This window comes from Ruegeria sp. AL7 (assembly GCF_056536105.1).
The window spans coordinates 2,165,468-2,184,424 of the sequence record NZ_JBQFJF010000001.1; the positions used below are offsets into that span (position 1 = coordinate 2,165,468).

The 18,957-nt window shown below is 59.5% G+C and carries 20 protein-coding genes, 1 other RNA gene and 1 riboswitch; of the genes, 13 read left to right on the top strand and 8 right to left on the bottom strand.

Annotated elements, in window-relative coordinates:
• Positions 1 to 89: 89 nt before the first annotated feature.
• The 3 genes from ACR3E2_RS10920 to nudC are packed head-to-tail and all read right to left on the bottom strand — an operon-like array spanning position 90 to position 2,084.
• A complete protein-coding gene (locus ACR3E2_RS10920; protein WP_480484681.1) occupies positions 90 to 605 on the bottom strand; it encodes an N-acetyltransferase family protein in 516 nt (171 codons plus the stop codon).
• Positions 595 to 1,062, bottom strand: coding sequence for an SRPBCC family protein (locus ACR3E2_RS10925; protein WP_480484680.1), 468 nt, complete (start codon positions 1,060 to 1,062; stop codon positions 595 to 597). The genes ACR3E2_RS10920 and ACR3E2_RS10925 overlap by 11 nt, the downstream gene beginning before the upstream one ends.
• Before the next feature lie 38 nt (positions 1,063 to 1,100).
• Complete coding sequence (nudC, locus tag ACR3E2_RS10930) at positions 1,101 to 2,084, bottom strand: NAD(+) diphosphatase (protein ID WP_480484679.1); 984 nt, start codon at positions 2,082 to 2,084, stop codon at positions 1,101 to 1,103.
• A gap of 183 nt (positions 2,085 to 2,267) precedes the next feature.
• Here nudC and ACR3E2_RS10935 point away from each other — a divergent pair, with 183 nt between their 5' ends.
• The 3 genes from ACR3E2_RS10935 (at position 2,268) to rsgA (ending at position 5,462) form a co-directional block, all read left to right on the top strand.
• Positions 2,268 to 4,136 (top strand): bifunctional 2',3'-cyclic-nucleotide 2'-phosphodiesterase/3'-nucleotidase, encoded by a 1,869-nt coding sequence (locus ACR3E2_RS10935; protein ID WP_480484678.1) that lies wholly within the window; start codon positions 2,268 to 2,270, stop codon positions 4,134 to 4,136.
• Positions 4,137 to 4,176: 40 nt separating this feature from the next.
• An RNA gene (gene ffs, locus ACR3E2_RS10940) (signal recognition particle sRNA small type) lies at positions 4,177 to 4,275 on the top strand.
• Between the two features lie 158 nt (positions 4,276 to 4,433).
• On the top strand, positions 4,434 to 5,462 hold the full coding sequence (gene rsgA / locus ACR3E2_RS10945; RefSeq protein WP_480484677.1) for a ribosome small subunit-dependent GTPase A: 1,029 nt from the start codon (positions 4,434 to 4,436) through the stop codon (positions 5,460 to 5,462).
• Between the two features lie 35 nt (positions 5,463 to 5,497).
• On the opposite strand, the gene ACR3E2_RS10950 is transcribed toward rsgA, so the two are convergent.
• Entirely contained in the window at positions 5,498 to 6,355 is an 858-nt protein-coding gene (locus ACR3E2_RS10950; protein ID WP_480484676.1) for an alpha/beta hydrolase family protein, read from the bottom strand.
• Positions 6,356 to 6,487: 132 nt separating this feature from the next.
• Positions 6,488 to 6,706: riboswitch (cobalamin riboswitch) on the top strand.
• Between the two features lie 90 nt (positions 6,707 to 6,796).
• Here ACR3E2_RS10950 and ACR3E2_RS10955 point away from each other — a divergent pair.
• Positions 6,797 to 7,204 carry a hypothetical protein gene (locus ACR3E2_RS10955; protein ID WP_480484675.1) on the top strand — a complete coding sequence of 136 codons (408 nt, stop codon included), beginning with the start codon at positions 6,797 to 6,799 and terminating at the stop codon, positions 7,202 to 7,204.
• On the opposite strand, the gene ACR3E2_RS10960 is transcribed toward ACR3E2_RS10955, so the two are convergent.
• On the bottom strand, positions 7,196 to 7,708 hold the full coding sequence (locus ACR3E2_RS10960) for a protein-tyrosine phosphatase family protein (RefSeq protein WP_480484674.1): 513 nt from the start codon (positions 7,706 to 7,708) through the stop codon (positions 7,196 to 7,198). The two genes, ACR3E2_RS10955 and ACR3E2_RS10960, sit on opposite strands and share 9 nt — an antisense overlap.
• A 172-nt stretch (positions 7,709 to 7,880) precedes the next feature.
• Here ACR3E2_RS10960 and ACR3E2_RS10965 point away from each other — a divergent pair, with 172 nt between their 5' ends.
• From ACR3E2_RS10965 to ACR3E2_RS10985, 5 genes are all read left to right on the top strand, one after another.
• A complete protein-coding gene (locus ACR3E2_RS10965; RefSeq protein ID WP_480484673.1) occupies positions 7,881 to 9,644 on the top strand; it encodes a DNA polymerase III subunit gamma/tau in 1,764 nt (587 codons plus the stop codon).
• 189 nt (positions 9,645 to 9,833) lie between these two features.
• Positions 9,834 to 10,187, top strand: a complete 354-nt coding sequence (locus ACR3E2_RS10970) for a YbaB/EbfC family nucleoid-associated protein (RefSeq protein WP_209507712.1) — start codon at positions 9,834 to 9,836, stop codon at positions 10,185 to 10,187.
• A 61-nt stretch (positions 10,188 to 10,248) separates the two neighbouring features.
• Positions 10,249 to 10,842 (top strand): recombination mediator RecR, encoded by a 594-nt coding sequence (gene recR, locus ACR3E2_RS10975; protein WP_480484672.1) that lies wholly within the window; start codon positions 10,249 to 10,251, stop codon positions 10,840 to 10,842.
• Positions 10,843 to 10,946: 104 nt separating this feature from the next.
• Complete coding sequence (locus ACR3E2_RS10980; RefSeq protein WP_480484703.1) at positions 10,947 to 11,486, top strand: histidine phosphatase family protein; 540 nt, start codon at positions 10,947 to 10,949, stop codon at positions 11,484 to 11,486.
• A gap of 137 nt (positions 11,487 to 11,623) precedes the next feature.
• Positions 11,624 to 12,112 (top strand): hypothetical protein, encoded by a 489-nt coding sequence (locus tag ACR3E2_RS10985; RefSeq protein ID WP_480484671.1) that lies wholly within the window; start codon positions 11,624 to 11,626, stop codon positions 12,110 to 12,112.
• Here ACR3E2_RS10985 and ACR3E2_RS10990 read toward each other — a convergent pair.
• On the bottom strand, positions 12,109 to 12,738 hold the full coding sequence (locus ACR3E2_RS10990; RefSeq protein ID WP_480484670.1) for a ribonuclease T2 family protein: 630 nt from the start codon (positions 12,736 to 12,738) through the stop codon (positions 12,109 to 12,111). The genes ACR3E2_RS10985 and ACR3E2_RS10990 overlap by 4 nt on opposite strands.
• A gap of 130 nt (positions 12,739 to 12,868) precedes the next feature.
• Here ACR3E2_RS10990 and ACR3E2_RS10995 point away from each other — a divergent pair, with 130 nt between their 5' ends.
• Both ACR3E2_RS10995 and ACR3E2_RS11000 read left to right on the top strand, forming a co-directional pair.
• Positions 12,869 to 13,630 carry a DUF1013 domain-containing protein gene (locus tag ACR3E2_RS10995; RefSeq protein ID WP_480484669.1) on the top strand — a complete coding sequence of 254 codons (762 nt, stop codon included), beginning with the start codon at positions 12,869 to 12,871 and terminating at the stop codon, positions 13,628 to 13,630.
• Positions 13,631 to 13,681: 51 nt separating this feature from the next.
• The gene (locus ACR3E2_RS11000) at positions 13,682 to 14,071 is read left to right on the top strand and encodes a hypothetical protein (protein ID WP_480484668.1); all 390 of its coding nucleotides are present in this window, start codon (positions 13,682 to 13,684) and stop codon (positions 14,069 to 14,071) included.
• Between the two features lie 56 nt (positions 14,072 to 14,127).
• On the opposite strand, the gene ACR3E2_RS11005 is transcribed toward ACR3E2_RS11000, so the two are convergent.
• Both ACR3E2_RS11005 and ACR3E2_RS11010 read right to left on the bottom strand, forming a co-directional pair.
• Positions 14,128 to 15,159 carry a permease gene (locus ACR3E2_RS11005; protein ID WP_480484667.1) on the bottom strand — a complete coding sequence of 344 codons (1,032 nt, stop codon included), beginning with the start codon at positions 15,157 to 15,159 and terminating at the stop codon, positions 14,128 to 14,130.
• A complete protein-coding gene (locus ACR3E2_RS11010) occupies positions 15,152 to 15,460 on the bottom strand; it encodes an ArsR/SmtB family transcription factor (RefSeq protein ID WP_209507696.1) in 309 nt (102 codons plus the stop codon). The genes ACR3E2_RS11005 and ACR3E2_RS11010 overlap by 8 nt, the downstream gene beginning before the upstream one ends.
• 133 nt (positions 15,461 to 15,593) lie before the next feature.
• On the opposite strand from ACR3E2_RS11010, the gene pdxR reads away from it, so the two are divergent.
• Positions 15,594 to 17,054, top strand: a complete 1,461-nt coding sequence (gene pdxR, locus ACR3E2_RS11015; protein WP_267363605.1) for a MocR-like pyridoxine biosynthesis transcription factor PdxR — start codon at positions 15,594 to 15,596, stop codon at positions 17,052 to 17,054.
• Positions 17,055 to 17,179: 125 nt separating this feature from the next.
• A complete protein-coding gene (gene xsc / locus ACR3E2_RS11020; protein WP_209508319.1) occupies positions 17,180 to 18,955 on the top strand; it encodes a sulfoacetaldehyde acetyltransferase in 1,776 nt (591 codons plus the stop codon).
• Positions 18,956 to 18,957 lie beyond the last annotated feature (2 nt).

An 18,957-nucleotide genomic window follows, 5' to 3' on the forward strand; every position in this document is an offset into this window, starting at 1 on the left:
CTTGTTTGGATGTTGCCCGTTTTTCGAAGCTGTTTGCAATGCCGGTGGCTCCCAATGTCCCGCGCCGCTGCGCCTGGAATCGTCGCTCTCTAGCGGTTAATCCGGTAGACCATTGACACAGACCCATCTTGCGTGCGGTAGGTCCGGAAACCCATGGCTTCGTAGTAGGCCAGACCTTCGGTATTGCCTGCGCCAATTGTTGCATCGATAGCAGGGAGACTATGCGCGCGGGCCGCGTCCAGAGTGTGCGCGAAAAGTGCGCGCCCGATCCCAAGCCGGGCGGCTGATGGTCGGATATGGGTTCCAATCACGCCCCACCCGACTGACACGTCGTAGGGGTGGTTTTCGACCGCATATTTCAGGGATTGGAACCCAAGCACGTGACCATTCGGGTCCGTGGCGATTGTACACCGTATTTGATCCGGGTGGCGAACATAGTGCCTTAGGGCAAAATCGACATCGTGGGCTTTGCGCCGCTTGCCAACCAAGACCAGATCGTGAAGAACGCCAGCGACCCCTTCGGCATCGCTTTCGGATGCGGGTTTGAAACTCAGGTGGTCCGGGCCCATCGCACCTGCCGTGCGATCATGTGCCTTACCCGCCATGCAGGTACCTTTGCTCCAACTCGCGTGCGAATTCGCTGAGACGCACCTGGAACTGTTTGCGAAATCTGGATTGCCCCAGCTTCATGGATTGCAACAGCAACCGTGCCGGCAGGGACTTGGCGGCGAGTGACATTTCTACGCTCAGGCGCGTCCGGCGCGGGGACAGGGCCAGAAAATCCACGGTCGTGAACCCGGTAATGCCCTTGCTGGCAGCGTCAAATCGCATTTGCGAAGGCCTGTCGAAATCCGTCATCACCACCGACATCTGACGCGGCTTTCCGCGCAGCTTGAACTCCGTATTCCATTCGGTTCCGGCCGTCACCGCTGTGCCACCGCCCAAACGGCGCACATCGATGCCACGGCGCATTGCCATACGCTCGAATCGTTCAAAATCCGACACCATGTCGAATACCGATTGGATGGGGGCCTCGATATCTTCGCGCGCTGAAAACTGCATAATGACCTTTGCTGTTTTATTGCTGAGCTAATGTTTCCTCAGTCCAGAGTATCTGCAAGCCAGTTCTGAAGCAGAAAATGAGCGATTGCCCCTTTGCGCGCTGGCAATAGCCTAGGATGATCACCGGCAAAGGCCTGCATCATTTCGGATTTGCTGACCCACATCGCCTCTTCTATCTCGACCGGGTCGATCACGATGTCGCGTGACAGCGCCTCACCCGCACATCCAAACATCAATGAGGCCGGAAATGGCCAGGGCTGACTGGACAGGTACGAAACCGCACCCACCGGCACGCCCGCCTCTTCCATCACTTCGCGGCGCACTGCTGCCTCAAGTGTTTCGCCGGGCTCAACAAATCCCGCCAACAAGGAAAACATCCCATCAGGCCAACCCGGAGACCGGCCCATCAGCACGCTGTCTCCATGCGTGATCAACATGATCACAACCGGATCGGTGCGCGGAAAGTGCTGCCCGCCACAGGACGGGCAACTGCGCTGCCATCCCCCCTGCGACACCTCGCTGGCGGCACCGCATCGGGCGCAATAGCGATGTGTTTCATGCCACCCGATTATTGCCTTAGACGTGGCCGCCAGTTCCGCGTCGCGTGCCGACAGCCGTGTCATGATCCGGCGCAGCTCGGCAAACACGTGGCCTTGCGGTAACTCCGGGTGCTGTTGTTCGGACTTGTCCACGAACGCGCCCAGACCTGTTAGATCCAGCCCCTCGGCTGTCCATGCGGAAATATCAACGGCAAACACGGGGGCGCTGTCAGCGCTCAGACTCAAAAACACCGGGGATTCAATGACGCCGCCGGGACCATTGCTAATCAGCGGGTGCGTCATCGGGATCATGGCAAGCTGGTCCAGCCCCTCACCCTGTACCAGCAGTTTTCCACGCCACAGCAAGACACAGCGGGCGGCCGGGTTGTGCATCGCCTCGGCCAGCTTGTCCGCATCTCCGCGATACTGCGCCGCCCGATCAAGGCCCGAACCCCCGAAGGTTACCTGCTCTGCGTTTTTCATTGGATTTCCTTTTGGTCTTGCGCACAGGGCTGCCACGTCTCAGCCCGTGTTGCAATGGCTATTCAGGGATAGAAAATCCACCACCCTGCCGCTGAAAAGCCGCATGGTGGCCTCGGAAAAATCATCTAGAGTGAATTTTGATGGATTTAATCAATACACACATTCAATAGCAGAATACTCAAAGTGAAGATCCCCTCCTCGACGCAGGTACAGCCCATTGGTGACATTGGGAAAATTCGCATTCTGGCCACAACCGACCTGCATATGAACCTCACCGGTTTTGACTATTACACTGACACGCCAGACCAGACGGTTGGATTAACGCGCACTGCCAGCCTGATCCGCGCTGCCCGACAAGAGGCCAAGGACGCGCTGGTGCTGATGTTTGACAACGGGGATTCGTTGCAGGGAACCCCAATGGGCGATTGGGCGGCAAAGAGTGGCACTGCCCATCCGATGATGAAGGCGTTCGAAGCCCTGGATTATGACGCGATCGGGCTGGGCAACCATGATTTCGGGTTCGGGCTGGTGTCATTGGGCAACATCCTGACGCAAGCCCCCTGTCCGGTCGTTTGCAGCAACCTGTATCGCACGCGCGGCCCACAGCTCTGGCAGCGATACACCGTTCTGGACCGCACTGTATCTTTGAACGGTGAAGACATTCCCGTTCGCATCGGCATCTTCTCGGTTCTTCCGCCGCAAACGGCCTGTTGGGAGGCGCATAATCTGGATGACGATATCGTCGTCGAGGATATCCTAGTTGCGGCAAAGTCCCTGACGCAGACATTGCGCGACGAGGGGTGTGATATCATCGTGGCGCTTGCTCATTCCGGCCTTGGGGGCAACGAACCGGTGGCAGGGATGGAAAACGCCGTGATACCCTTGGCCGCGATCAAAGGCATCGATGCCATTGTGGCCGGGCACACTCACCTGACACTTCCAGGAGAGGGCCATGCCAATACCCCGATGGTCGATCACCTGACGGGGCTGGTACATGGAACACCCGTTGTCATGCCGGGATCAGCGGGCTCTTACCTGGGGGTTATCGATTTGGCCGTGACCGCCGGGCCGGACGGCAAAGTGCAAATCCGGGATTGCTGCGTCGAACTGCGCCCGGTTATCAGCAACGGCACAGCCGTCGGGGAAGACAGTGAAATTGCGGGCTTGTGTGAGGTGGCACATCGTATGACCCGTCAATCCGTTGCCGCACCGGTGGCACATATCCCGGATACATTGCACAGCTATTTCAGTTGCTGTGCGCCGGATCGCGGGCTGACCCTTGTAGCTGCGGCGCAAGCCGCCGCACTGCGCCCGTTTTTGCAGGGACCAGACCTGGCGGATCTGCCGATTTTGTCGGTTGTTTCGCCTGCCAAATCCGGCGGACGCTCAGGCCCGCGCCATTATACCGAGGTACCCGCCGGAGAAATATGTTTGCGCCATGTCGCGGATCTGCATGTGTTTCCCAACGAGTTGCGTGCAATCCGGATCAGCGGCGCGCATTTGCTGGACTGGTTGGAGATGTCGGCCAGCGTATTCAACCAGTTAAAGCCCGGTTCCGAACCCGAGCTGATCAACCCTGAACGGGCCGGATACAATTTCGACATCGTGTTTGGACTGTCTTATCAGATCGATCCCACGCGGCCGCCTCGTTACGATGCGCAGGGGAAAATAATCCGCCCCGACCAAAAGCGGATCAGCGATCTGACATATGCAGGCCGTCCCGTACGACCGGAGCAGATGTTCGTTATGGCGCTGAACAATTACCGCGCCAGCGGAGGCGGGCATTTCCCGCATGCGACAACGTCTGAGCTGATCAGCCTGCCACCGCTGAGCATCAAGGACCTTGTGCAGGTTTACCTGGCGCAGCACCTTCCGCCCGACCCGATCGCCACGCAGCCCTACCCGTTCTCGCTGATGCCGCAACGGGGCGTGACAACAATTCTTCGCACAGGTCCGGGTGCCCTGAAATATCTGGATGAGTTGCACAGGTTCGATCCCGTGTCGCTGGGCTCGGATGGCAGGGGATTTGAACGCATTCGCCTGACGCTCTGATGGGTTGTCTTTTCCCGATGCCTTCCCTATATCTCGGACTCGAGAGGTTGGCGCGGGCGAGCGCCTCGCCAACCTGGTCAGGTCCGGAAGGAAGCAGCCACAACGAGCCCCGCTTGGGTCGATGTCCAACCTCTCACTTCGTGAACCACAGCCGCAGGAGGGCTTTATGATTGTAGTGAAAACCCTTCGGGCAGACTGGTTCTGATTCACCGGAATCACCGGACTGCCTGAACACACGACCTGCGGATGCGCGATTGCCATCCGTTGGCATTGCTGTTTCTGAAAACAGGCAGATAAATGTCTTATACGCTTTCGGACCTGGGATGGTCCTCTCACTTTGCCGCGCAACACGCGGCTTTTCCTTCCGACACGCCCTTTCGCGTTACCTCGGTTCATCGGGACCGTCTGATCGGGCTGAGCCCGAATGGTGAAATCCCTTTGCTGACACCGGATAGTCCGACCGGTTCATATGCCGTCGGGGATTGGATTCTTGCGGACGCCGAATACCGCGTACGTCGCCTTCTGGACCGGCGCAGCCTGCTGCAACGCAGGGCTGCCGGTACAGGTGCCACAACACAACTGATTGCCGCTAATGTCGATGTGTTGTTCATCGTCAGCTCGTGCAACGCCGATTTCAACCTGCCTCGGCTGGAACGTTATCTGGCGCTGGCGCATCAGGCCGGATGTTATCCGGTCGTCGTCCTGACGAAAGCTGACCAGTCGGATGACCCCGGCAGTTTCTCGGGACAAGTGCAATCTCTGGACCCTTTTCTGTCGGTGCTGGCGATCAATGCGCTGGACCCGGCAGATGTCGAAAAGGTTCTGGCATGGTGCCCCAAAGGCCAGACCGGCGCGCTGGTCGGGTCGTCGGGCGTAGGTAAAACGACGCTCAGCAACGCCATGACGGATCAAAACCTCGCCACGTCTGGAATTCGCGACGACGACGCACGGGGCAGACACACGACAACGGTGCGCGCGTTGCACGGGATGGGTAACGGTGGCTGGCTGATCGACACGCCGGGAATGCGCGCACTGCGTTTGCTGGACGCTCAGGACGGGATCGACAACGTGTTCTCGGACATCACGGAGCTTGGCCAAAGCTGTCGCTTTTCGGATTGTCAGCACGAGACCGAGCCCGGCTGTACCGTGCAGAACGCAATCGACGAAGGCGTTCTTGATCCGGCGCGGCTGGACCGTTGGCGCAAGCTGCGGCGTGAAGATCAGCGAAACTCGGAAACCGTTGCCCAATCGCGGGCGCGGGACAAGGCGTTCGGCAAGATGGTGCGCGGTGTCATGCAGGACAAGAAACTTCGCAAACGGCCATAACTGCAAGGTGTTAGGAAAACCTGCGTCGCGTCTGATCAGGCGATCAGGCGCGGCCAGACCGCTGCATTGCGACGGGCAAATGCTCCGATATGGCCTATTTCCGGCAGTCCGAATTCAGCAGGCTTCATAAGGTGGCGTCTGGACTCGGGGCCGTACAGGTCGGCAAGGCGCCAAACTGCCTCGGGCGGAGCCATCTGGTCATCTTCGAACGTGAACAGATCCACAGGTGTTCCAGAACTGCCCCAATGCGCATCAGGCAAATTCTGCCCGATCTCGGGAATGTAGCTAAGAGGAGCTGTACACCATTTGCGCCATTGCCAGTAGACCGAGGCGGGCAGGTCCGAACCAAACCCGATCGCTTTGCCGGGCAGATACCCAAGCGCCCGCACCATCAGCGGTGCATGGCCATACCAGAACAGCCCTGCCAACCCCCGATAGGGCCATGGGTGATCTTTCAAAGTCACCAGCCCCGAACACACACCGATCATTCGGTCGATCTGGTCGATATCCGGCTGCACCGGCCCCAGCATCGCACCGACGGAATGGCCGATGGTCCACTGCTGCGCCTTTGGAAACCGCCTGCGCATTTCGGCCCGTGCCGCTGGCATGTCGATCAACGCCCAATCCGCCATTGTTGCAGTTGCGTCTTTCAGGCGGCCGACCAAAGAAAGCCCGTAGTCCCGATAGTCATAGGTCAGGCAAGCTATCCCCCGCTCGGTAGCCAGCCATCGCGCAAAGTGTTGATAATAGTCACGCGGCACACCCGTGGCACTGTTAAGTACGACAACGGTTTCCGGCTCACCCACTGGCCGGTACAGCCGCGCCGACAAGGTCACGGACCCTGACGGAAAGCGGAAATCTTCGATCAACACCGTCTGTTCCGTATCCAACATGATCCCCGGCTTTCGCTGAAACAATGGTTTGCCTGCCTTCGATGCCGACGAAACTAAGCCGGAACGTAAACCGCATCCAGCATGACCAAACGTCCGGCCTAAAGATCGGCTTGACTCGGAACGCGATCAGGCGCTAGCGGTTGTGTGATGGTTTCCGGCCCCCACAAGAGGTCGGGATGAAAAGGGAACACGGTGCGGTTTGTCTGGTCACACAGATATCAACCAAGTCCGCGACTGCCCCCGCAACTGTAAGCGGTAAGCAATGCCGAAATACCACTGGCCCACGGGCTGGGAAGGTCGGCAGAGCAATGACCCGCAAGTCAGGAGACCTGCCATCGGAACTGAAACCGAAACTCGGGCGGGGTGTCCGGGCAGGTCCTGACAGCGAGATGCTGTCCCACCTGCCCCAATATCCAGCCCACCACGCGCGGAGGGCGCAGGATGATCTGGAAGACAAAGTCACACGAATACAGCGCAACTGTGTGCCAGCGGACGGGCAATACCTGCCCGGCTTTGGCGCGACTGGCCCGCTCGATTTCCGAAGCCATGGCGCAGGCGGTTTCGGCCACCAGCGAAGATTTCGAATTTGAAGGCAACAGCGCGCTGTCACATTGCGCGGAAGGGTGCATGGCAACGATCCGAGCGCGATCCGACAGCGTTCGCGTTTTCTGCGGGGCGCACCCTGATACGGCAATTCGGGACCTTGATGCCTATGCCGATTTGATCTTCGGACCTACATTCAGCACGCTGCCCTCGGGCATTGTCGCGAACCCGCCTTGCGCCATGATCGAGGTTTCAACGATCCGGCCCCGGAAAACCGGCTACGCACCCCAGCAGCTGTCAGCTTGATCCCACTTCCACCTGTGCCGGGGTGATCCGGGACGCCCAGGCCAGCTGCGCATCGGTTTCGACAGCGCAGGGGCGCACGGCCCGCAGGCGGTCCAGTGCGTCGCTGGCGCGTTCACCGCATTCAACCATCAGTCGCAGAACAATCATCCCGGATCTGCCGCACCCCCCACGGCAATGCACAAGAACCCGGCCACCGCCCGACAGCGCATGTCGGGCCGTGGCGCTGACCTCTGGCCAGGCCTTCTGAACCGCCTGCGTCGGTGCTCCAAAATCTTCGATCGGCAGGTGAACCCACCGGCTGGCACGGCTTTGGATGTCGCTGCCAAAGTGCTGCGCGCCATCCTGAAGCATTTCAACATCCGTCGTCATTGAAATCACAAGGCCCGGTTTCCAAGCCGCAATCATATCCAGATCGCCGACGTAATCCCCGCCACGCCCGGGCATTGAAGTAAGGGCAAGCGTTCCGCCTCCGACCTGCAGAGTAAAAATGACCAGCTGCGACATGAAGTGCGTCCTCCCCCAAGGTACTCTTTAAGAAATGAGTCATTAAATCCGCTGGACCAGTTTAGTTGGAAACCAGCCCGTTTCTGAAACAAAAAATCATCACGCCCCACAGTGGACGCGGACTGCCGCCGCCACTACGCTGTGCCGAAGCACCGAATCCGAGCGAGAAGACATGACAGACACGCCAAGCCCCGCCTATCAGGTTCTCGCCCGCAAATACCGCCCGGAAACCTTTGCCGACCTGGTGGGTCAAGATGCTATGGTGCGCACCCTAAAAAACGCCTTCGAGGCCGACCGGATTGCGCAGGCCTTTATCATGACCGGCATTCGCGGAACGGGAAAAACCACCACGGCGCGGATCATCGCCAAAGGCATGAACTGCATCGGACCGGATGGAACCGGAGGACCGACAACCGAGCCTTGCGGTCAGTGCGAGCATTGCGTCGCAATCATGGAAGGTCGCCATGTCGATGTGATGGAAATGGATGCGGCCAGCCGTACCGGCGTCAACGATATCCGCGAGATCATCGACAGTGTCCGCTATCGCGCCGCCAGTGCACGCTACAAGATCTACATCATCGACGAGGTTCACATGCTCTCGACCAGCGCATTCAACGCGCTGCTCAAGACGCTCGAGGAACCGCCCGCACATGTGAAATTCATCTTCGCGACCACCGAGATTCGCAAAGTGCCGGTCACGGTTCTGTCGCGGTGTCAGCGCTTTGACCTGCGCCGGATCGAGCCCGAAGACATGATCGGCCTGCTGCGCAAGATCGCCGGGGCCGAGAGCGCGCAGATCGCCGACGATGCGCTGGCGTTGATCACCCGCGCCGCAGAAGGATCGGCCCGCGACGCGACCTCATTGCTGGATCAGGCAATCTCGCACGGGGCCGGAGAGACGACGGCAGATCAGGTCCGTGCGATGCTGGGTCTGGCCGATCGTGGACGGGTTCTGGACCTGATGGACATGATCCTGCGCGGTGACGCGGCAGGGGCGCTCACTGAACTGAGCGGTCAATATGCGGAAGGCGCAGACCCTCTGGCCGTGCTGCGCGATCTGGCCGAAATCACGCATTGGGTGTCCGTCGTAAAGATCACACCTGACGCGGCCCAGGACCCGACGGTTTCCCCCGACGAACGCACACGGGGCCAGCACATGGCCGAGGCCTTGCCAATGCGGGTTCTGACCCGGATGTGGCAAATGCTGCTGAAGGCGCTGGAGGAAGTCTCTGCCGCGCCCAACGCGATGATGGCCGCCGAAATGGCTGTTATCCGACTGACGCATGTCGCCGATTTGCCCAGCCCCGAAGAGCTGATCAAACGGCTGCAAGACGCCCCACCTTCGCCACCCGGCGGGCCGGGCGGGGGCATGTCACCGTCCCGGCAGGCCCCGGTGGCAACGCAATCCAACGCGACCCCGCCGCCTGCCTATACATCGCCCCCGCGCGGCGCGGGTGGCGCACCGGTTGCTGCACTGGCGCAGGATGCACAGACGGCCCTGGCCCGCTATCCAACCTTCGGGCATGTGGTGGAACTGATCCGCACAAACCGCGATGTGAAACTGCTTGTCGAGGTGGAAAGCGGCGTGCGCCTTGTGTCGTACCAGCCTGGCCGGATCGAATTCACCCAGACACCTCAGGCACCGTCGGATCTGGCGTCGCGATTGGGCTCTGCCCTGCAACGCTGGACCGGCAATCGATGGGCCGTCTCCATTGTCTCGGACGGGGATGCCGCGACCATCGCGGAAGTGCGGGACCGGGCCGAGCTGGCCCTGAAAGCCGAGGCCGAAGAACACCCGCTGGTTCAGGCCGTGCTGACGCAATTCCCCAAGGCAAAGATCATTCGGATCGAAACACCGGAGCAGCGCGCCGCCAAGGTTGTGACCGAAGCCCTTCCCGAAGTCGAAGAGGAATGGGACCCGTTCGAAGAGGATTAGGCCTCAGCCCGTGGGTCCACGTTTCAAGAAACCGGCATACTCACGCCCCTCCACCATGCAACTGAGGGAGGGATTGCAGGCACATAAATGATCGGTCCGCGACGCTCTGATCTGGACAGGCGGGAGACCTCTTGTGCCACCTGCCTGCGGTCCGTATTTAGAACCAAACAGAAACACAGGAGACGACTGATGCTGAAAGGACTCGGCGGGCTTGGCGGACTGGGCGACATGGCAAAGATGATGAAATCCGCACAAGACCTGCAAACCAAGATGACCGAAATGCAGGAAGAGCTGAACAACATGATGGTTGTCGGCGAATCCGGTGCAGGGCTGGTCAAGGCAACGGCCACAGCCAAGGGTGAACTCAAGGGGCTGGACATCGACCCGTCGATCTTCAACGGCGATGACAAGGAAGTGGTCGAAGACCTGATCCTGGCTGCCATCAAGGATGCTCAGGCCAAAGCCGCCGAACGTTCACAGGAAGAGATGGGCAAGCTGACCGAAAGCATGGGCCTGCCCAAAGACATCAAGCTACCGTTCTGAGCTTCATCTTTTCCCAAATACTCCCGCCGGAGGCTCCCTCCGGCGCAAAGCAGGACAGGCCATGGGAACGAACAGCGAAATCGACAATCTGATCGACCTGATGGCCAAACTGCCGGGGCTGGGCCCGCGCTCGGCCCGCCGCGCGGTGCTGCACCTGATCCGCAAACGCGCCTTGCTGCTGACGCCCCTGTCAGACGCCATGCAGCAAGTGGCCGTCACCGCCCGCGAATGCCTGAATTGCGGCAACGTAGGCACCACCGATATCTGTGACATCTGCAATAGTGAGGCCCGAGCGACCGGAGAGCTATGCGTGGTCGAGGACGTCGCCGACCTTTGGGCGATGGAGCGGTCAGGCGTCTTCAAAGGCCGCTATCACGTGCTGGGCGGCACACTGTCTGCACTGGACGGGGTCGGCCCGGACGAGCTGCGCATTCCCCGCCTCAAGGATCGGGTCCTGGCCGAAGGGATCACCGAAGTGATCCTTGCCCTGAACGCCACCGTCGACGGTCAGACCACCGCCCATTACATCGCGGACCAGCTGGAAGGTCAGGTGCGCCTGACCTCACTTGCGCAAGGCGTGCCCATCGGTGGAGAGTTGGATTATCTGGATGACGGAACGATCACGGCGGCGCTCCGGGCGCGCAAGGAAATTTAGGTCAGCATCTATAAATCAGCGTCCTTAAAAAGAGGCAACAAGAATGGCACCTCAAACGGTATTCAATTCAGGTACACATCTTGAACAAGTATCCAGATCTTTTTGTGCTGCGACATGGCGAAACCGAATGGAACACACTGGGGAAGTTCCAAGGGCGCAAGAATTCGCCGTTGACGGAAATTGGCAAGTCTCAGGCCCGGAAACAAAATGAGATACTCAGGCGAATACCGAATGCACCTTTGCGCGTTTTCGTCAGCCCGCAAAAGAGAGCAATGCATACCGCCCGCTTGGCAACGACGCCTCATCATGAGTTGATACATGATGAACGGCTTATGGAAATCGCGTTTGGGCAATGGGAAGGCGCAACGCGTGATTTCATCCGAGAGCAAATCGATTGTTCCTATGAAAGCTATCATTGGTTCTTCCGCAGCCCGGGTGGGGAAAGCTTTGATGACATCTGCGGTAGAGTAGACTCATTTCTGAAGGAACAAGATGAACCTGCGATCATAGTAACCCACGGCGTCACGTCCTTGGTGCTGAGAGGGCTTTGGTTGGGTCTCGATCTGGACAAGTTGCTACAGCTACCCCGAACTCAGGGTTGCGTGTTTCATCTTTCAAACGGAGTTGAAACCATAGTGACCTGAACAAATTGCTTGGGTTCGAAACTCATGTTGTACTCATCATCGTTGTCAGAACAGTCGCGGTGACAAAAAAGCGACTTTGGATGACCATGGAACTACTCTAAGGATAGGTAAACTCAGCGATTATTTTGGAGCCGCCCATGACCCGCCTTCTCGCCATTACCTTCGCCGCCTTCACCGCAACCGCTGCCCTGTCGCAGGAACTGGTCGACAAGGGCTTTGTCGAAGGCTGGAACATCATGATGGACCCGGCGCTTGGGAACGGGTGTCTGATCCAGACGGTGTATCAGGATCTCTCGGTCGTGCGGCTGGGCTATGACGCATTGGATAATCGCGGGTATTTCGCCGTTTACAACAAGGCCTGGGGCGACATTAAGCAAGGTGAGAGCTATCCCATCCGGTTCGAACTGGACGGCAAGAGCTTTGATGCCACCGCTATCGGGTTCAATGAACGCAAAGTGCCCGGTGCGACGGTGTTTTTTACCGACCGGAATTTCGTCACCGCGATTGCCCAGAACAAGACGATGACGGTTTACAATCCCGCAGGCGAGGTGGTGATGGCGATTGATCTGAAAGGCACCGCCAAGGCGCTGGACTATGCGCGGGACTGCCAGAACAAGAAGCTCTAGCGAATCGGATCGAACAGCGCGTCCTTGGCGGTGCAGTCGCGAATTACATCGCGGCCGCATGGCACCGGATCAAGGTCGCGCGACAGGCATAGGCGGACCTCTTCGATATAGCCCTGTTTGCAGGTGACCGTGATCATATCGCGCTCAAGCCCCGGATTGGCCTTCAAAAACGCATCCTCGACCACCGAAGCCGGCAGTTTGACGGATGCGTCCAGCTTGCGGAAGACCTGCGGGCGTTCGACAGCGTCATAGGCACGCCGGGACAGGGCGAAATAGTCGGGCGCAGAAAGCCCCGAACAGGTGCCGTGTTTCTTCCACTGATGCCATGCAAGGCCCGCACTACCCTGAATATCTTCCATTTCCCGCGTCATGCGGCGTGTTGGCGGCGCCTCGGGCGAGCCGCAGAAGGATGGCCAGCCCTGATGAAATTGCGGCCAGAGCCCGTGCAGGATCCATCCGTGGTCGTGCCGGTCGTCACATTGGTCTGACCCGCGCGCGTCCCCTTCACGGGCGCACCAGTTGGGCGACCAGCTGAGAGACAGGACGTAATAGTCGAACTCACCTGCTTTTTCACCTTCGGCCAGCGCTGTCATCGCGCTGAAGACCCACAATACGACCCAGCGCATTCGCCTCTTCCCTTCTTGCTGCGTGGCGACTATATACGGGCCAAGTTCCCCGACAACGGAAACCTGCCCCAAGACCAAGGGGCCGCCGAATTCCGGCGACGGGAAAGATGTATGTATAGGAGACGGGCTGATGGCAAAACCGCTTATGGCCAAGGCAACCGCCGTATGGCTGGTGGACAACACCACGATCAGCTTCAAGCAGATCGCGGATTTCGTAGGGATGCACGAACTGGAAGTGCAGGGCATCGCCGATGGCGATGTGGCCGCAGGCGTAAAGGGCTTTGACCCGATCGCAAACAACCAGCTGACTCAGGATGAGATCGACGCCGCGCAGAACAACCCGCTGCACAAGCTGAAGCTCAAGTTCAACCCGGCGGCATCCGGCGAAGAAAAGCGCCGTGGCCCGCGGTATACCCCGCTGTCCAAGCGTCAGGACCGTCCGAACTCGATCCTGTGGCTGGTCAAGTTCCACCCCGAACTCAGCGACGGCCAGATCGCCAAGCTGGTTGGCACCACCAAGCCGACTATCCAGTCGATCCGCGAGCGCACGCACTGGAACATCTCGAACATGCAGCCGATCGACCCGGTTGCGTTGGGCCTGTGCAAACAGTCCGAACTGGATGCGATCGTGCAGAAGGCCGCTGCCAAGAAAGCGGCCGAAGGCGGCGTGATGAGCGATGACGAGCGTCGCAAGCTGGTTTCGACCGAGCAGTCGCTGGAAATGGACGCTGCGCCGAAAATCCCGACCGCGATCGAAGGTCTGGAAACCTTCTCGCTGTCCGATGATCGGTCGGATGAAAAAGACGACGAGCCTATCATCGACGCCGACAGTTTCTTCAACCTGCCCAAAGGCGGGGCGGATGATGAAGACGAGGATGATCCTCGTCTGTAACAGACAATCAGCCCCGGTCGGAACGGCTGGGGCTTTTTTGACGGACTTGTCATGTTGAGCATTCTTTCTGCGATTTTCGGCCCGCACCGCGCCGTAACGATCTACGCCTTTCTCAGGACATGGGGGCTGGGTCTGGCGGGTGGTGTTGTCATGATCGCCATCGTCACCACCTTGTTTCTGTTGGGGGACGAAGGCGAACACGAGCACGAGGCTTTCCTGCTCGTACCGGTTCTGGCCGCAACCCCGGTGAACGGGGACCTGAAGAACGGCGTCGTAGCCTCGGTTCGCCTGCCCGATGGATCGGCCACGTCGATTACGTCGACCGAGTCGCAGATTTCACAAACCGTTGGAACGACGGCCTGCGTGGAAAAACGCATCTACGTCAAAAGCGGCGAAGCCCGGTATCGGTTCAAACTGCCCCGTCTCTGCGAATCCGGTTGATCGAAATTTCAGACAAAACAAGGCCGCCCGATGCTGACACCGGGCGGCTTTTTCGTTCATACCACCTGAAAGATGATGCCTGCGATTATTGCGCCCCCCACACCAAGGCTCAGGTAAGTCGCAAACACGCGCGGTTTGACCAATGACCAGACTGCGGCCATTGCCGGTATGGAACTGACGGCACCGGCAACCATGAACGACATCGCAGCCCCCGCGGTCATGCCCTGATCGATCAAACCCGCCAGCAGCGGCGGCGCGACGTAAGAGTTCAGATAGGCCGGCATCCCCACCAGAGAAGCAACGATGATCGGCAGCACGCCTTCTCCGCCAACGACGCCAGCGATCAGGTCCGCAGGCACATAGTTGACCAACAAAGCTTCGAGCACATAGGCCAGTGCCAGCCACTTCAGCAGGAACAGCCCGTTGTGTGCGAATTCCGAACGAAACCGAACGCGACGCTCAGGCTCTTGCCAGAACTTCCAGACCGGCTTGTCATCCGCTTTCGGACCACATCCGCAACACCCGGCAGGTTTGTATTCGCGCAAGGGCTGGGCAAATGCCCCCTGCCGCATCAGTAACCGAACCGCGAACCCGCCGAACAGGCCAAGCGCAACGGCGGCAACCGCCTTACCGATGGCAAAGGGCCATCCCAGCGCGGCAGCCGTAATCAAAAGCGTCGGCGGGTCGATCAACGGCGAGCTGAGCCAGAACGCCATCACGGCCGACAGCGGCGCTCCGAGTGCAAGCAAGCCCGCAATAAAGGGAATGACTTCGCAAGAACAAAACGGTGCGAGGCCGCCGAACAGGGCGGCCAGAAAGATCATCCGGGTTTCGCGCCCTTCAAAAGCGCGCGCCACCATCACCTCGGCCCCGGTTGCCTTGAGATATGACAACAGAAGCACAGCAAACAGGATGTATTGTCCTGTATGCGCCAAGGCCCTGACTGCAAAACTCGCAACCTCACGCAGGTTGCCGGGGTCGAGAACGGCCACCGCCACAAGAATGACCATGATCAATGCCCAGGGTGTCTTGATCATCTCAAGCGCACCTTTGGCGGTCAGTCGGGGCGATTGCGTCAATTCAGCCATCGTTGGCCGCCTTTCCAACCGCGTCAGCGCAGCATTCGCTAAGAATGAACTGCGCCAGCGTCTTCAATTCGTCATAACAGGCCCGGTTGATCGTGGTGCGACCGATCTTTTCCTGCTCAACCACACCTCCGGCTGCAAGAAACCGCAGGTGGTGCGCCAAAGTCGACGGGGCAATCCCCGTCCGGTTCTGGATTTCGCCAACGGTCAGACCGGCCTCACCAGCCCGCACTAGCGTCTTGAGGACTTTCAGCCGGGCTTCCGAACCCATGGCGGAAAATCCGGCAGCAGCAGTTTCCCACATGAGTTGCCTCCATTAAACTAGATCTCTAGTTTTGTAGTTTCACAAAGGACCCTGGTCAACCCACCTTGGGAAAATTTTTCATGACACTGTAAGTCCAGATTGCCCCTGCCTTAAGTCCAACCTATAAGCAGGCATGGGGATATCGGTCGAAACATTCTTTCTTGAGCTCAACGGTCAGGGCACGTTGCAGGCCCAGATCCAGCAGATGATTGCCGAGGGCATTCTGTCCGGTCGCTTTCACGTGGGGGAAAAACTGCCATCCTCGCGAAAGCTGGCCGCACATCTGGGCGTCAGCCGCATCACGGTGACGCTTGCCTATACCGAGTTGCTGGCCAATGATTATCTGACGGCAAAGGGCCGGTCAGGATATTACGTCTCGCAAAACGCACCGGTTCCGCCCAAATACTCGCCCGTGCAGCGCGGCACGGAATCTGTCGACTGGGACAGGGCATTGGCGCGCCGCTTTCTGGACAGCGACGTCCTGCCGAAACCCAGCAATTGGCGCGAATACCGCTATCCGTTCATCTACGGTCAGGCCGACCGAACCCTGTTTGATCACGCCAACTGGAGATTATGCGCGGTTCGCGCATTGGGGCACAAAGACTTCGATTCGCTGACAGGGGATTACGTGGATCAGGATGATCCGTTGCTAATCGAATTCATCGCGCGCCACACCCTGCCGCGCCGTGGTATCGTCGCCCGCCCCGAAGAGATCTTGATCACCCTGGGCGCGCAGAACGCGCTTTGGCTGGCCTCACGCATCTTGCTGACACACAAACGCACGGCTGTAATCGAAGATCCCTGCTACTACGCGCTGCGAAGCCTTTTGAACCACTGGGACTGCGCTGTGACCCCCCTGAGCGTCGATCGCGACGGCTTGCCACCAGAAGCGATCCCCGACGAAGCAGATGTCATCTTTACCACCCCCAGCCATCAAAGCCCGACAACCGCGACGATGCCGATCGACCGCCGCAACAAGCTACTGGATCGGGCACGCGATCTGGATGCAATGGTTGTCGAGGACGACTATGAATTCGAAATGGCCTTTCGCAGCGCACCTTCACCTGCACTCAAGTCCATGGATCGGGATGGGCGCGTGATTTACGTCGGCAGTTTTTCCAAGTCGCTGTTTCCGGGATTGCGGCTTGGATACATGGTCGGATCCGAGCCTTTCATCCGCGAAGCACGTGCTCTTCGCTCGTTGGTCCTGCGCCACCCTCCGGGTCATATTCAGCGCACGGCAGCGTATTTTCTGTCATTGGGCCATTACGACGCGCAGATCCGACGTATGTCGAAAGCCCTGCAAGAGCGGCGCGATGCGATGGACAAAGCCATCGAAGAAAGCGGGCTCACAGTGGCTGGACGGGGCGTAATGGGCGGCTCATCAATGTGGATGTCGGCCCCCGAGCACGTCAACACAACGCAGCTTGCGCTAAAGCTGCAGAACCAGGGTGTTCATATCGAACCGGGTGCTCCGTTTTTCTCGGGGCCCGACAGGCCGCAGAATTTCTACCGCCTCGGGTACTCTTCTATTTCGACCAACCGCATAGGCCCCGGCGTCGAACTGATCGCGGATGCCATCCGGTCTGCCTGAGATCGCACTGGACATATTCCGCAGACGCGTCTGGCCCTAACGCAGGTCGCACCCTTACGCCAAAACCATATCAACCCCCGGGTCCCGGTGCCCGGTTTTCTCACTCTTGCTTGGAGAACACCCCTATGAAGATGACGACGGAAGAGGCCTTTGTTAAGGTTTTGCAGATGCATGGTATTGAACATGCGTTTGGGATCATTGGCTCTGCGATGATGCCGATTTCGGATCTGTTTCCGAAGGCTGGGATCATGTTCTGGGACTGTGCGCATGAGGGCAGCGCGGGGATGATGGCGGATGGCTACACCCGGGCGACCGGCAAGATGTCGATGATGATCGCGCAGAACGGTCCGGGCATCACCAACTTTGTGACCGCCGTCAAGACTGCCTACTGGAACCACACCCCGCTTCTGCTGGTGACCCCGCAGGCGGCCAACAAGACCATCGGTCAGGGGGGCTTTCAGGAAGTCGAGCAGATGAAGCTGTTCGAGGACATGGTCGCCTATCAGGAAGAGGTCCGCGACCCGACCCGCGTCTGCGAGGTTCTGAACCGTGTGATCATGCAGGCCAAGCGCGCCAGCGCCCCGGCCCAGCTGAACATCCCGCGCGACATGTGGACCCAGGTTGTCGATATCGACCTGCCCGCCATTGTCGAGTTCGAGCGCCCCTCGGGTGGCGAAACCGCCGTGGCCCAGGCGGCCGAGCTGCTGTCGAACGCCAGAAACCCTGTCATTCTGAACGGCGCCGGTGTGGTTCTGGCCGAAGGCGGCATCGAGGCGTCGAAAGCGCTGGCCGAGCGTCTGGATGCGCCGGTCTGCGTCGGCTACCAGCACAATGACGCCTTCCCGGGCAGCCACCCGCTGTTTGCCGGTCCGCTGGGCTATAACGGTTCGAAAGCGGGGATGGAGCTGATCAGCGAGGCGGATGTTGTCCTGTGCCTCGGCACCCGTCTGAACCCGTTCTCGACCCTGCCGGGCTATGGCATCAACTACTGGCCCGCGGATGCCAAGATCATCCAGGTCGACATTAACCCCGACCGTATCGGCCTGACCAAAGCGGTCAGCGTCGGCATCATCGGCGACGCTGCCAAGGTTGCAAAGGGTATTCTGGCCCAGCTGAGCGACACCGCCGGTGACGAAGGCCGCAAGGAGCGCAAAGAGCGCATCGCGCAGAAGAAATCGGCCTGGGCGCAGGAACTGACCTCGATGACCCATGAGGATGACGATCCGGGCACCACCTGGAACCAGCGCGCCCGCGCGGCCAAGCCCGACTGGATGAGCCCGCGCATGGCGTGGCGCGCCATTCAGGCGGCGCTGCCGAAAGAGGCGATCATCAGCTCGGACATCGGCAACAACTGCGCCATCGGCAACGCCTATCCGTCGTTTGAAGAGGGTCGCAAATACCTGGCGCCGGGCCTGTTCGGCCCCTGCGGCTATGGCCTGCCCGCCGTTGTCGGTGCCAAGATCGGCTGCCCGGATGTTCCGGTTGTGGGCTTTGCCGGTGACGGCGCCTTTGGCATCGCGGTGAACGAGTTGACCGCGATTGGCCGCGAGGAATGGCCCGCCGTGACCCAGATCGTGTTCCGCAACTACCAGTGGGGCGCGGAAAAGCGCAACTCGACCCTGTGGTTCGACGACAACTTCGTGGGCACCGAGCTGGACACCAAGGTGTCTTATGCCGGTATCGCGCAGGCCTGTGGCCTGAAAGGCGTTGTCGCCCGCACCCAGGACGAGCTGACCGCGGCGCTGAACCAGGCGATCGAGGACCAGAAGAACGGCATCACCACGCTGATCGAGGCCCTGATCAACCAGGAGCTTGGCGAGCCTTTCCGCCGCGACGCAATGAAAAAACCCGTCGCCGTCGCCGGCATCAGCGCCGATGACATGAAGGCGCAGGGCGCATAACC